General features: G+C 43.8%; 8 protein-coding genes. 6 read left to right on the top strand and 2 right to left on the bottom strand.

The features are described 5' to 3' along the window. Positions 1–81: 81 nt before the first annotated feature. The 3 genes from DBR32_RS09350 (at position 82) to DBR32_RS09340 (ending at position 5,715) form a co-directional block, all read left to right on the top strand. Positions 82–3,405 carry a TonB-dependent receptor gene (locus tag DBR32_RS09350; protein WP_124636046.1) on the top strand — a complete coding sequence of 1,108 codons (3,324 nt, stop codon included), beginning with the start codon at positions 82–84 and terminating at the stop codon, positions 3,403–3,405. A gap of 118 nt (positions 3,406–3,523) precedes the next feature. Continuing rightward, entirely contained in the window at positions 3,524–5,359 is a 1,836-nt protein-coding gene (locus DBR32_RS09345; RefSeq protein ID WP_124636045.1) for a UbiD family decarboxylase, read from the top strand. 2 nt (positions 5,360–5,361) lie between these two features. Further along, positions 5,362–5,715, top strand: coding sequence for an arsenate reductase family protein (locus DBR32_RS09340; RefSeq protein ID WP_124636044.1), 354 nt, complete (start codon positions 5,362–5,364; stop codon positions 5,713–5,715). Positions 5,716–5,967: 252 nt separating this feature from the next. Here the strand turns inward: DBR32_RS09340 and DBR32_RS15735 are convergent, their stop codons facing one another. Next, positions 5,968–6,381, bottom strand: a complete 414-nt coding sequence (locus tag DBR32_RS15735) for a VOC family protein (RefSeq protein ID WP_124636043.1) — start codon at positions 6,379–6,381, stop codon at positions 5,968–5,970. Positions 6,382–6,781: 400 nt separating this feature from the next. Between DBR32_RS15735 and DBR32_RS09330 the strand changes: the two genes are divergently transcribed. The 3 genes from DBR32_RS09330 (at position 6,782) to DBR32_RS09320 (ending at position 12,875) form a co-directional block, all read left to right on the top strand. Then, the gene (locus DBR32_RS09330) at positions 6,782–7,522 is read left to right on the top strand and encodes a LytTR family DNA-binding domain-containing protein (protein ID WP_124636042.1); all 741 of its coding nucleotides are present in this window, start codon (positions 6,782–6,784) and stop codon (positions 7,520–7,522) included. 38 nt (positions 7,523–7,560) lie between these two features. After that, complete coding sequence (locus tag DBR32_RS09325) at positions 7,561–10,425, top strand: histidine kinase (RefSeq protein ID WP_124636041.1); 2,865 nt, start codon at positions 7,561–7,563, stop codon at positions 10,423–10,425. 116 nt (positions 10,426–10,541) lie between these two features. Beyond that, on the top strand, positions 10,542–12,875 hold the full coding sequence (locus DBR32_RS09320; RefSeq protein ID WP_124636040.1) for a T9SS type A sorting domain-containing protein: 2,334 nt from the start codon (positions 10,542–10,544) through the stop codon (positions 12,873–12,875). A gap of 199 nt (positions 12,876–13,074) precedes the next feature. Here DBR32_RS09320 and DBR32_RS09315 read toward each other — a convergent pair whose 3' ends face one another. Then, positions 13,075–14,139: a 3-oxoacyl-ACP synthase III family protein gene (locus tag DBR32_RS09315; RefSeq protein ID WP_199724451.1), complete on the bottom strand. Its 1,065-nt coding sequence runs from the start codon at positions 14,137–14,139 to the stop codon at positions 13,075–13,077. Positions 14,140–14,206: the final 67 nt, after the last annotated feature.

Raw genomic sequence — 14,206 nt, 5'->3', positions numbered from 1 at the left:
TTGTTCTTTTGTAATTAAACATTCCTTAATCCTCTCGTAATATACCCAAGCTACTTTTGCCTCATCATTAAACACATAAAGATGAGCAATAAATTTACCTTAATGCTGACAGGTGCCTTAATGGCTTCTTCAGTAATCGTCAGTGCACAAGTAACCACTTCGGGAATAAGAGGTACCGTAAAAGACAGTAAAAATGAAATAATGCCGGGTGCCATCGTTACGGCCTTGCATGTTCCTTCCGGAACAAAATACAGCACCGTTGCCACCAACAACGGCTATTTCAATATCCAGGGAATGCGCCCCGGAGGACCTTACACGATTACGGTGAATTCTTTAGGTTCCAGCGAAAAAACGTATAACAATATCACACTGGCTTTGGGAGATGATTATGTCTTAAATGCAAAACTGACAGAAGAAAGCAGCACAGAATTGGGTTCCGTGAATGTATTTGCGTTTAAAAATCCCTTGCTGAACAGCGATCGTACCGGCGCTTCTACCAATATCAATTCCAGTACCATCAGCAGAATGCCCACAATCAAGCGTAGTCTGACAGATTTTACCCGCCTTACTCCGCAGGCCAATGGCAATAGCTTTGCCGGCAGGGACAATCGTTATAATAATGTTCAGATTGACGGTGCCAATTTCAATAATGGCTTTGGGATAAGCCCTGATGCCTTACCCGGTGGCAGTAACCAACCCATTTCCATAGATGCGATTGAGGAAGTACAGGTGAATGTAGCACCTTTTGATGTACGGCAAACCGGTTTTACCGGCGCGGGTATCAATGCCATAACACGTAGCGGTACCAACGATTTTTCCGGTTCTGCTTATGCTTTTTTTAGACCTAAATCCTTTAATGGGGTGAAAGTCGGGGAAGATACTTTAGCAAAATCGACCCGTACCTCCGGAACAACGTATGGTGTTCGCTTTGGTGGGCCTATCATTAAGAACAAATTATTCTTTTTTGCCAATTTTGAATATGAAAACCAATTGACACAGGGTAACCTTTGGCGCGCCAATAACGGAAGCAATAGCGGTCAGGCCAATGTAAGCCGGGTAAAGGATACAGACCTGAATGCGGTAAGCAATTACCTGAAATCGACCTATGGTTATGATCCGGGACGCTATGAAGGCTATGCTGATAATTATGTAAACAACAATATTAAAAGCCTGATTCGCCTGGATTGGAACATTAATGATAAAAACACCCTAACGATAAAGTACAATCATATGCGAGGTACTTCCGATCAGGGTACCAATGCCTCTTCCGGACCTAATCCAAGGTCGACTGCAGCCCGGATCAGTTCAGAGTCCATTGCTTTTGAAAACGCCAACTATTCTTTCCTGAATAAAGTACAGTCGGTATCGGCCGAGTTGAACAGTAAACTGTCGCCTAAGGTATCCAATCAGTTGTTAGCTACATACAGCCGTATACAGGACACCAGGAGTACACCGGGTAACCTGTTTCCTTTTGTAGATATTTGGGATGGAGATCTTCAGGCGGCAGACTCAACCGGAAAACGAACCGGGAAGAATAACTACATGAGTTTCGGTACAGAACTGTTCTCCTATAATAATGATGTAATCAACGACAACATCAATCTTGTCGACAACATCACCTACCAGGTAGGGAAACATAATATTACCGGAGGCCTCAATTTCCAAACCATGAGCTATGCCAATAGTTATATGCGTATGGGCACTTCCTATTATCGTTATAATTCTGTATCCGAATTCCTGGCCGGGGGTAAACCTACTGCTTATGGCGTTACCTACCCTTATGCCGGTGCAGATCAGTATGCCCGTGTGAACTTTGGCCTGGCGGGTCTTTATGCGCAGGACCAGGTGAACCTTTCTGATAAATTCAGGTTGACCTATGGTTTAAGAGCCGATATGCCTTTGTTCTTCAACAAGCCGGTAGGCAATCCTTCTATTGATACGGTAAAACTCTTAAACAATGAAGGCGTACAAACTACGTTTACAACAGCGATGTGGCCAAAGTCGAAAATCATGTTATCGCCAAGAGTGGGTTTTAACTATGATGTATTGGGCGATCGTTCGCTACAATTAAGAGGCGGTACGGGTATCTTTACCGGTAATATTCCTTTTGTATGGTTTACCAATATGCCAACCAATGCCGGTGTATTGCAAAACACTTTTGAACCGGTGAGTGGCGCGACCTTAACTAAAATTAGTCATTTAGAGAAAGATCCGATGTACTGGCCTAAGCAACTGACCACAGACTTCCCGGCTTCACCCAAAGCTGCGGTACCGGGTTCGTTTTCTTTAATTGATCCTGATTTTAAAATGCCACAGGTATGGAGAACCAATCTGGGTGCGGATTATAAACTAGGCAATACGCCCTTCGTTTTAACTGCCGATCTGATCTATACAAAAGATATCGTGGGCGTATATCAATATAATGCTAACAGAAAAGCGGCTTCCGGACAATTGAAAAATGGCGGGGATACACGCGATTTCTTTAATAATGATGTAAAATATACCAATAGCACGGGTACCATTATCCCGGTATTGGCCAACAGCAGCAAAGGTTATTCCATGGCGGCTTCATTGGGGATTAGCGTTAATAATTATCATGGATTCAGCGGATCGTTATTCTATAACTATTCTGCTGCCAAAGACATCACGGGCAATCCGGGTTCTGCCGCAGGTTCCGCCTGGTCCAACAATTATTCGATCAATGACCCTAACGAGCGTTTACTGGGCATGTCACAATTTGCCGTGCCACATAGAGTCGTAAGTTCAATATCCTACAGAATCGACTATGCAGATCATTTGGCAACAACGTTCTCTTTATTCTATCAAGGAGCACATCAGGGCCGCTATGCTTACACGTATTCGGGCGATATCAATAAAGACGGGGTATCTCTGGATCTGTTATATGTACCGCAAAATGCTTCCGAGATCAATTTTGTGCCTTTAACGGTAGGTAGTAAAACCTATACGGCGCAGGAGCAACGTACGGCTTATGAAGCATTCCTGAGTAATGATAAAATCTTATCGCAATATAAAGGCAAATATGTAGACCGTAATGCCGGATTATTACCCTGGTTAAATCGTTTTGATGCCCGGATCTTACAGGATGTTTATACCCGTTTTGGTAAAAATAATCGCCGTAATACGGTTCAGATCAGCCTGGATATCTTAAACGTAGGGAATCTTTTAAGCAAAGACTGGGGTTATTACAGCCAGCTGAATAACGGTAACTTATATGCCTATACGCCTTTAGTGGTAAACAGTGTTTCGGCAGATGGTACCCCATCCTTTAATATGCTTACAGTAAAAGAAAACGGTCAGACCGTATTTCCTAAAAAAGCATTTATGAAAAGTGTGAATTCTACCAGTACCTGGGGTATGCAATTGGGCGTACGCTACACCTTCTAATTTACTTATAGTACATTTTTAGTTTTGTTAAAAGGTTTCGGAACATTCCGAAACCTTTTGCATTTCGCTTTATCCATGCTTATTTAGGAGTATATTTGTGAAATTTTTTTACAGTATCATGAGGCACAAAAGTTTAGAAGAAAGTTTATTAGATCTGGAGCAGGACGGGCAATTAGTGCGCATTAAAGAAGCAGTAGACCCTTATTTAGAAATGGCGGCCCTCCATCTTCGGGTATTCGAAATGGGCGGACCGGCATTATTATTTGAAAACGTTATCGGTTCTAAGTTCAGGACCGCTTCCAATATATTCGGCACTTTAGCGCGCAGCAAATTTTTGTTTCGCGATACCATTGCACAAACCGGGCAGGTTATCAAACTGAAAAATGATCCGATGAAGGCCCTAAAGAAGCCTTTTAAGCACCTGCAAACGGGTTTGGCGGCCTGGAATGCTTTACCCAAGCAATACAGTCATTTACCCAATAATTTTGAAAAGATAAAAATCAGCGACATACCACAGATCCATCACTGGCCTATGGATGGGGGTGCTTTTATCACATTACCCCAGGTATATAGCGAAGATATAGACAAACCCGGTGTGATGAATGCTAATTTAGGTATGTACCGGGTGCAGCTTTCTGGCAATAAATATATCCCTAATGAAGAGATTGGCCTGCATTACCAGATCCACCGCGGCATCGGGGTGCATCAGCAAAAAGCCAATAAAAAAGGCCAGCCTTTGAAGGTGAGCATTTTTATCGGTGGGCTACCCTCCCATACCTTATCGGCAGTAATGCCCTTACCGGAAGGATTAAGTGAATTGACTTTTGCCGGGCTTTTAGGTGGCCGGCGTTTCCGTTATAGTTATGAAGACGGTTATTGCATTAGTCATGATGCCGATTTTGTGATCACGGGCGATATTTATCCTAATGAAACTAAGCCCGAAGGGCCTTTTGGAGATCACTTAGGCTATTACAGTCTAACGCATCCTTTTCCGGTTATGAAAGTAAGACAGGTCTATGCAAAGCGCAACGCGATATGGCCATTTACCGTTGTGGGCCGGCCACCACAGGAAGATACAGCCTTTGGAGACCTGATTCATGAACTGACAGACGAAGCCATGCCTTCGGAAGTGCCGGGTGTAAAAGAAGTACATGCTTTGGATGCTGCGGGCGTACATCCCCTACTCTTTGCCATCGGATATGAGCGGTATACACCGTATCAAAGCCTGAAACAACCGGCAGAGATCCTCACTGTGGCCAACAGAATTTTGGGGACCGGACAGTTAAGTCTGGCCAAATACCTTTTTATCGCCGCTCAGGAACAACAGGCGATTAGTACGCATAAGGAATCGGAATTTCTAACCTATATGCTGGAGCGGCTTAACCTGAAGAGGGATATTCATTTCCAGACTAATACGACAATCGATACTTTAGATTATTCCGGTACCGGTTTGAATACCGGAAGCAAAGTCGTTTTTGCCGCTTGTGGTAGTCCGGTACGCGCTTTATGTAAAGAAGTACCAGCTGTTTTTAAAGCCCTCAATGGTTTTGAAAATCCGCAACTGGCACTGCCCGGCGTTGTTATCTTGCAGACAAAAGCATTCGAATCGTACCAGCAGGTGCGGGCAGAAATGGAGCGGTTAAATACACTCTTGCATGAGGCCGATGATATCGCACAGGTACCGCTGATTATCCTGGCCGATGATGCAGCCTTTACCGCCAAAAACCTGAAGAATTTTTTATGGGTCACCTTTACCCGGAGTAATCCTTCACATGATATACACGGGATAAACAGTTTTTATGAACACAAACACTGGGGTTGCGATAGTCTGGTCATTGATGCAAGGGTGAAACCGCATCATGCGCCACCCCTGGTACCCGATCCGGAAGTAACAGCAAAAACAGATCGCTTTTTTGAAAAGGGAGGAAGCTTAGCACACTTGAAAAACAAATAGAAATGATCACTTTATTACATATTAATACCTGTTCTAAAAGTCGCTGTGCGCTTGATTTTGTGCAAACATCGCATCAGGAATTTGAAATACGGGATTATATCGCAGACCCTCTGAATAAAGCGGAGTTGCAAGACCTGCTGGAGAAATTAAAGGCAAAACCCCTGGATATTATTCGTAAAGGAGCGCTACTATTTAAAGAGCAATATGAAGGGAAGGTATTAAGCGATGCCGAATGGATTGAGGTATTGGTGGAACATCCTGCTTTACTGGAACGCCCGATCTTGATTGACGGTGAGGTGGCGCTTGTAGGCCGGCCACCGGAGCGGATAGCCGCTTATTTGCAGACTAAAGGATAATAATACTACTTGCGTATCCGCTTTTAGGAAACAAAGACTTAATTATTCTTTGGCTTTCCATTTATAGTAATTGCTACCTTTTGCCTTAATAAAAACAGGCATTTTTGTTTCTTAAAACCAGATAGTCAGTTTAAATTACATACCCGAGTAAATAAAGATAAAAAGCTAAAGAGCTATGCTCTTTAAAACTAAAAAATAGCGATAGGTTTCAGTCCTATCGCTATTTTTAATCCGCTAAAGCAGGAGGATTTACTATACCCCTTGATCCGGTGCGGCATCAGAATAGGATTCCTCTTTGGGTTCCCAAAGCTCAATTATATTTCCTTCCGGATCGAGTATATGCACAAATTTGCCGTAATCATACTCCGAAATTTCATCAACAATGGTTACGTTTTCTTTTTTTAGTTCTGCTAGCAATTCAACGATATTGTCCACCCGATAGTTGATCATAAACGGCTTTTCGGAAGGATTGAAATATTTAGTGTCCTGCGGAAAGGCACACCAGGCCGTGGTTCCCTTTTTGGACGGATCTTCAGCCTGCCGCCACTCAAATGTCGTTCCGTATTCGCTGGTTTCCAACCCAAGATTTTTGGCATACCACTCGTTCATCCCCTTTGGGTTTTCAGATTTAAAAAATACGCCGCCAAGGCCTGTTACTTTTTTCATATTTAATATGTGTTATGTATTATAGAATTAAATTAGAGGTATAACCTTTGAGAAATTTCCACCTATTTTAGGATATTACCAAATCTGTTTATAAATTTTCTAATCATTTAGCACAAAGGCGATTGTATCATTCAAATATTTGCGCAATAATAGAGAACCGGAAATACTGTATTGAATAAGAAAGTTAGCTATCTTATTTAAAATCAAGCATAAATACTATAGTTTTTCTATCCTTAATGTTATATTTTTAAGGTGCTAAACGAATAAACCTATACCGCTATTAAAATTGGCAAATGAAATGTCACATAACAGGCAGCGATCTTGTACGTCGTTGAAAAAACATGGATTTCAGGAGAGGGGTTTACGCACTTAATTCAGTAATAGCTCAAATACGAAAAATATGTTTTCTGCCCTTATATTAGATGATGAAGCCCCCGCCCGCAAGTGCCTGCTTGGCTTGCTGACTGAAAATTGCCCTCAGTTAAGTTCGCTTTTTCTGGCTGAAGATGTTAGCACTGCAAAACGGTTGGTAGACCAAAACAAGATCGACATTTTATTTCTCGACGTAAACCTCGGCACAGAGAGCGGATTTGACTTATTGCAACAGGGGTTGACCGGAAATCAGGCACTGATCTTTGTAACGGCCCATGAAGCATTTTGCCTGAAGGCGATCAAGGTGCAGGCCATAGATTACCTGCTTAAGCCCATAGATATTGATGAACTAATACTTGCCGTGGACAAAGCAACGGAATTTCTGAACAGAACAAGGCTTGGAGCAGTAATGTCGCCACAGCCTTCCGATCCCGATCAGCAACAGCTTATCGTCAACCATGATAAGGGTTTTGAATTGTTTGACCGTTCTCAGGTCGTTTTTGCAGCGGCAGAAGGCAGCTATACGGTGTTTCATCTGGAGGGTTCGCGGAAGATTACCGCTTCCAGGCAACTCGGTTCTTACGAGCCTTTATTGACCAATCCCACTTTTTTCCGTTCTCATAAATCTTACATCATCAACCTCCGGCATCTGAAAGGTTTTTCTTCGAAAGATGGGTATACAGCTTTACTTTCTGAAGGCCACGAGGTGCCCGTCAGCCGTAGAAAATTACCGCTATTCCTGGAACTGTCTCAAAAGATGGGCTCTTGAAAGGTTTGCGCTTACTTGTATTGCTATGCATACTGCTGATGGAAAAAACGCAGGCGCAACAGGGTACCTTTATTCATTATGGCGTATCGGAAGGACTGACTAGTAATTATATTTATGATATAATACAGGATCACAATGGCTTTCTCTGGATCGGTTCTAATACAGGTGTCTACCGTTTCGATGGGACACATTTCCGGCAATTCCGTACCCAGGATGGCGTACCGGATAACGAGGTACTGGAAATTTGTATCGATAAATATAACAGGGTTTGGTTTTGTTGTTTTAACGGAAGAGTCGGATTTTATGACAAAGGCCGCTTTTTTTATCCAGGCAATTCACCCGCGCTGGCTCAGGTACGGCTCATGAACTATTCTACCCATTTTTATGAAGGCCGTAACCACACCAATCACGTCTTAGGATTAGGTGGAAACTATGCGCAATTAAACGTGAGCGCCGATAGCATCCTTAGCAGTAAGATCATGCCTTACAAGGCCAATGCATATTGGGAGGAAGGTAAGGATAATTATTATCTTGCAGATAGAAGTATTATCTGTAAGAATGGACAACGCATCTTCAAGTTGAGAGAGCCACTTGGACCGAGAATGTCCGTTGCAAAGGGAAATACATTCTACTACTTGTTGTCGGACGGACTCTTTTGCTTCAGGGAAGGTAAAGAGCGATTGCTCTTTACCTGGGCAGGGAAACTGGAACCCTGGCAACTGGAGGTGCAATCTCCAGGCCATTTTTTCATCACCTGCAACGACGGAAAGGTAATAGAACTGCGCGAGCAGAATGGAGTATTAGTTCTCTATCGCACCTTTACGGATATTTATTCTCCGGGGCACGCCTGGGCGGATAAGGAAGGAGGTGTCTGGATCACTTCCCTCGCCGAGGGCTTATATTATTATCCTGATAGTAAGCAAAATGCCCGGGCAATTCGGTACACTCCTCAATGGCCGGGGAAAATAATTACGGATATGGAAGTGTGTGGTGCGCAGATCATAACCGGGTTTGAGAATGGCAGCGTGGCTTGTTTTAGTAAAGAATTGGTCCTAGATACTATCCTGTATCGATCTACAAATAAGGAGATGATGGTTAAGACAATACATTATGACAGTGCCTTAAGCAAGGTCATTGTTTCCGGTGGTTGTATATTGGTATGGCAGGCAAATGGAAATAAGGAATTCCACTCCTTAAAGGTTGTAAACTCACTGCGGCTTTTTGCAAGAACCGTAAAAGACGCCGAAATATCGGCATCCGGAAAGTTGTATCTCAATGGTATACGGCATTTATTTAAGGTAGATATTACCAAGCCTGGTTTGCCGGTCGATTCTGTCTTCGAAAGCCGGACCCGAAAATATGCAGTTTGCCCGGATATTGCCTCTGCTAAGATCTGGTATAGCGATATGGACGGATTACATTGGCTTGAGCAAGGGACACCCCACCCGATTTCTGCTGCCCATCCTTTTTTTCAGGAACGGATTACAGATATCAAAATGCCGGCGCCGAACCTCCTTGTACTGACTACAGAAAGTGAAGGGATAGCCATTACTGATACCTTAGGAAATATAAGCCAGTTGATAAGCCTAAAGGAATTGCATTGGGGCGCCATCAGTAAAACAAAAATATATGGAGATCAATTGTGGCTTTCCGGAGAAGCCGGGATTGGTATGTTTCGTCGCAAAGGAGATAAATACAGCCCTGTACTTTGGGTGAACAAGAACAATGGTCTTTTATCGGATAATGTCCTTACTTTTTGCCTGGAACAAGACTTTCTCTATGTGGTTACCGCAGAGGGCTTACAAAAACTTCCTATCGAATCCTTGACACAACAGCCGGATAAACCCCGGCTATTGCTCCATTCTATCCAAAATAAAGCGCAAGTCTGGATGAACCCTTCCGGAACCATTTATCTTCCGGAACAAAGCAAGGAAATAAAACTGGAATGCAGCGCCATAGCATTTGGCAATACCGCACCGGTGATCTTCGCCTACCGTTTTGAAGGCGCCGACAATTTTATTGAAACACCCGGGCCCTTCTTTTCCATCCCATTGGGTTTTGATGGCCACAAGAAACTGTACCTCCGCTGCCGTAAAGGAGACAGCAAATGGTCGGAGGAAACAGTCCTGTTGTTGCAGATACCGGTGCCCTTCTTAAAACGCTGGCCGGTAATCCTGTCTTTATGCTTGTCGGCACTGATCCTGATAATGCTGGCCGGCAATTATGTTGCCCGCAGGCGGCGGAAAAGACAGCTTAGTGAGCAGGATATGAAACTACAGGTAACCTTGTTGAAATTGCATGCCCTGCAAGCGATGATGAATCCTCATTTTGTCTTCAACGCAATGAATGCGATTCAGGGCTATATCAACGATCATGACCGGTATAGAGCCAATAAATACCTGGCCAAATTTTCTAAACTGATCCGGGCAAGCCTGAACAGCAGCAGAGAAAGTAAGAATATGTTGTCGAAAGAACTGGAATACATCCGCAATTACCTGGACCTCGAACAATTACGATTTGAAGACCGGCTCTCCTACACTATTGAGTTGGAACTAGGGCTCGATACAGACAAGATACTGCTACCGGTAATGCTCTTACAGCCCTTAGCTGAAAATGCCGTCATTCATGGTGTTATGGCCAGTAATAAGCCGGTAAAGATTACCATTTCCTGTACCATAGCAGAAGATAGTTTAGTCATCTATGTACGGGATAACGGCCCTGGGTTGCGCAGCACTGGCTCTGCCGAAGGGACACACAAAAGCCTGGGACTGGATATGATCCGGAGCCGCTTGCAACTCCTGAGCGAGGTTAAGGGAAAAGCGTATCGTTTTCAGCTGAAAGATAATGGGGAGGAGCCCGGTGCTACAGCTATATTATGCTTAGCCTTAGAATACCATTCCTGACCGTTTATCAATTATAAGCTACCGTTCCTGTATCGGGCTAAACCGTTAATCAATTCACAATAGTGAGTATAATGTTCTGTGTTAGTTTTAGGGTACACTAAATAAATCTAAAACTCATGGTTATCAAAAAAATCGACCAATTAAAACAGCATCTCAGCCGGGCGGCGGCCATCGTGCTCCTCTCCTCTGTCAGCTTCGGTGCTTCTGCACAATCTTATGACTGGGTAATCCCGCCTGCTACACGTATTAATTTTAACGGGGCTACTGGCGTACCATCTTCCATGCCGGGCATCGGTTGTACCGGCGGCACCTCATGGCCCGGATACCTGCATGCTCCTCCCCAGGTTATTTCTACCTCTTCAGCGAGTGATCCGGCCTTCGACTTTGTACTTGGTTGTGGTACGTATAACCTTTCCGGTACGAAAGTTGCAAATGCCGGCTACCGGAATGTGTTTCCGATACCCGGAATTTGTAAGCAATATTATGCTGTAGAATGGACACAGAACCATTATCCGACAAACAATCAATTGGTTGTCAGAAAACTGGATGCTACCAATCCTCTGGCAGTTGTAGAAACGGCCAGCGTCGACTTGTTTTCTGACCAGGTATATGATGCCTATTCCCATACCGTAGCCATAGCGCCCATCCGGTTTGATGGATCTAGGATCGTTTATTTCTATGACCATATCAACCAGGCGCTAAAATCTGTTACGATTTCGGTAAACGGGACAATTGGTGCGGTGCAGTATCTGTGTAGTGTATCATTGTCCGGCACCACCTTTGCATACCAGAATCAAATGGAGGTAAGCCCCAATGGTAAGTATGTATTGTTTAGCGACAACAACGGCAACCTCTGGTCGATAGATGTAATGTCGGGCGGCTATGCCACCACTAATCTTGCTGCGGGTCTACCGGGAACAGGCCGGCATATCCATGGCTTTGAATATGTACCGATGCCGGGTGGCGATGACCGTGTGTATATCAGCTGGCATGGAGCTCAGTTATCGGGCGGCCTGCATTATGTTTCCCTATCCAACCCGGGTGTGGCCACCAACACTTTTGCAACAGTTACGCTGCCCTCCACAACATCGCAGCTGAGTTGGGGTTATACAGAAATAGAACGGGGACGGGACGGACAGTTATACCTGGCCAACAGACCTAATCCACCGGTTGAAACGGATACGACTCCAGGCCTTCTTTATGCCCTGAATATTGCCAATAATACCTTGTTGCCCGTGAAGATTAATGGTACGACCCAGGTATATATCAAAGGTGGTGGAAATGGGTATAAAATACAAACGCAAATCGATGGTGAGACGTTTAAGAGCTACAGCCTGAGTCCAAGTTATACACTGAATGGCCTCTCGCAAAACAATCCACCGGTGATTCCCGAAGTGATTTTATGTGATAATACACCCATGACAATTCAGTTCGCCACAGGGGGGTATTTTACAAGCGCAGGGATTACCTTGCAGAAAGGTATCGTTTCCGGAAATACTTTCACGCCTCAAGGCTTTCTTATAAGCACTATCGGCAATCCCCTGGGAGCTCCGTCAATGGGCGGCAGTGTTAATGTAGGGCAATTGTTCAATTTGGGTAATTATACAGGAGGGGTTCAGTTTACACTTACCTTCAATAATGGTTGCGGCAATGTGAGTATCACCCAGACTTTTAATATTAAAAGAGCCGGGCTGGTAGCCGATTTTACGATGAAGGGACCCGGTAGCTGTACTCCCCAAAATCGGGTAACCAATATCAGCCAGCTGGCCAATTCAGGATCTAATACACAGCCTGCATCGAGCATTTTTTGTAGAGATGGTTGGCTGGGTGCCGTTTCTGTGGAAATAAAGCAGCCTACCGTTGCCCCTACAGGTGTACTCACCATCCAGAATTATATCTTATCGGTGCAAGAGGTCAATAGTTCAGGAGTCCCAGTCCCAGGCGGCTTATTCCGCGACTCGATACAAACAACACCATTTAATGACCTTAACTTAAACACATTGACTAATGGTTGGTTCATCACCAATTATACCACCATTAGGAACAGTGCTTACTTTAAAGTGACTTTAGGCGTTAACACCACCCCTTGTGGCCTTATAGAAAGGTATTCCTACTTCAGAATAATTGATGGTGGTGCCGGTGGAAATTGGTGGAAACAAACATTTCCTGGATTAAAAATTGGGGGCTTGGATAAAGAAACTGCCCAGGTATACCCTAACCCGGCCAAAGGGAAGATAAACCTTAGCTGGCATGCTAATAGTGATATTGAAAGCAAAGCAACGTTTCAATTAAACAATACATTGGGCAAGGTGGTATTACAACAAGCACTGACACAGCAGGAAGGAAGTAACGAAGCCGTTGTGGATGTTTCGCGATTGGCTCCGGGTATTTACTATTACCAATTGGAAGCAAACGGAACAATCTATAAAGGGAAGATTACCTTGTTGTAACCCTAAGCGTATCGGACCAGCAGTCTTCTTTGCGAAGTATCTGTTTACTTTATATTGAAAAAGACTATTGAAATCTGCTTATGCTCGCAAAGCAATAGAATAAGGTTTACCAGATATAGATAGTTATAAAATAAGCAAACCGCCAAAGTATCTTAAAGATGCTTTGGCGGTTTGTTTGTATACAATATCTTGTTTACGCTTATAATCTATAGACGATTGCATTGATATTCATTCCCGAACCTACAGAGGCAAAGATTACGGTATCTCCTTTGTTGAGCGATTGATTGTCGATTTCTCCTTTAAGCAGCAGGTCAAATAAAGTAGGAACGGTTGCCACGCTGGAATTGCCCAGTTTATGAATACTCATAGGCATAATCCCTTCGGGTACCGATTCTTCATGTAATTTGTAAAATCGCTGGATAATGGCTTCATCCATTTTTTCATTGGCCTGGTGTATCAATACTTTTTTAATCTGTCCGATCGGTACCCCACTCTTGGCCAGACAATCAGTCATGGCTTGCGGTACGTATTGCAGGGCAAATTCATAGATCTTTCTGCCAAACATTTTCAGGTAACGTACATTGGGATCTTCGGATTTATTGTAGGAAGCACCGAAATGCAGATAATAAGCTTCTTCGTAAGTATAACTTGCCGTTTCAAAGGCCAGAATTCCGGAATTGTTGGCAGGATTGTCTTCTGCTATCGCCTCTACTACCGTAGCACCCGCGCCATCAGAATAAATCATGGAATCGCGGTCGCTTCTATCCACGACACGGGACAAGGTTTCTGCACCAATAACCAGGCATTTTTTGGCCATGCCCGCTTTGATATAGGCCTGTGCCTGTATGACGCCTTCTATCCAACCGGGACAGCCGAAAATGAGGTCGTAAGCGACACATTTCGGATTTTTGATACGTAAGCTATGTTTTACACGGGTTGCCAGACTGGGTACAATGTCGGTCTGTAAGGCTGCATTTTTTACATTCCCAAAGTTATGGGCAAATATAATATAGTCCAGTGTTTCAGGATCTATTTTGGCATCGAGGATCGCTTTTTCTGCTGCGATAAAGCCAATATCTGAGTTGGTTAAATGGTCTGAAACATAACGGCGCTCTTTAATGCCGGTAATATCCAGGAATTTTTGGGCAATCACTTTATTAGAATGGGGAAAAGGACTGCCGTCTTCATTAAGAAAATTGTGCTTAGCAAAGTCTAAATTCGTTACGGTTTCGGTCGGAATATAGCTACCCGTACCTGTTATCATTATATTCACACGCCTCAATACTTGTTAGACTACGAATTTAGGCAAACCTAAGCACAATGTATCACAA

The sequence above is a fragment of the Taibaiella sp. KBW10 genome (assembly GCF_003852495.1).
In the GTDB taxonomy this organism is placed as follows: Bacteria; Bacteroidota; Bacteroidia; order Chitinophagales; family Chitinophagaceae; genus Edaphocola.
The sequence above is the reverse complement of the archived record's forward strand: the minus strand, read 5'-3'. Positions and strand labels throughout refer to the sequence as shown.

Coding starts and splice junctions, on each gene's coding strand:
- DBR32_RS09330 (WP_124636042.1), top strand. CDS start 6,782: ATGTTTTCTGCCCTTATATTAGATGATGAAGCCCCCGCCCGCAAGTGC.
- DBR32_RS09340 (WP_124636044.1), top strand. CDS start 5,362: ATGATCACTTTATTACATATTAATACCTGTTCTAAAAGTCGCTGTGCG.
- DBR32_RS09350 (WP_124636046.1), top strand. CDS start 82: ATGAGCAATAAATTTACCTTAATGCTGACAGGTGCCTTAATGGCTTCT.
- DBR32_RS15735 (WP_124636043.1), bottom strand. CDS start 6,381: ATGAAAAAAGTAACAGGCCTTGGCGGCGTATTTTTTAAATCTGAAAAC.
- DBR32_RS09345 (WP_124636045.1), top strand. CDS start 3,524: ATGAGGCACAAAAGTTTAGAAGAAAGTTTATTAGATCTGGAGCAGGAC.
- DBR32_RS09320 (WP_124636040.1), top strand. CDS start 10,542: ATGGTTATCAAAAAAATCGACCAATTAAAACAGCATCTCAGCCGGGCG.
- DBR32_RS09315 (WP_199724451.1), bottom strand. CDS start 14,139: ATGATAACAGGTACGGGTAGCTATATTCCGACCGAAACCGTAACGAAT.
- DBR32_RS09325 (WP_124636041.1), top strand. CDS start 7,561: ATGGAAAAAACGCAGGCGCAACAGGGTACCTTTATTCATTATGGCGTA.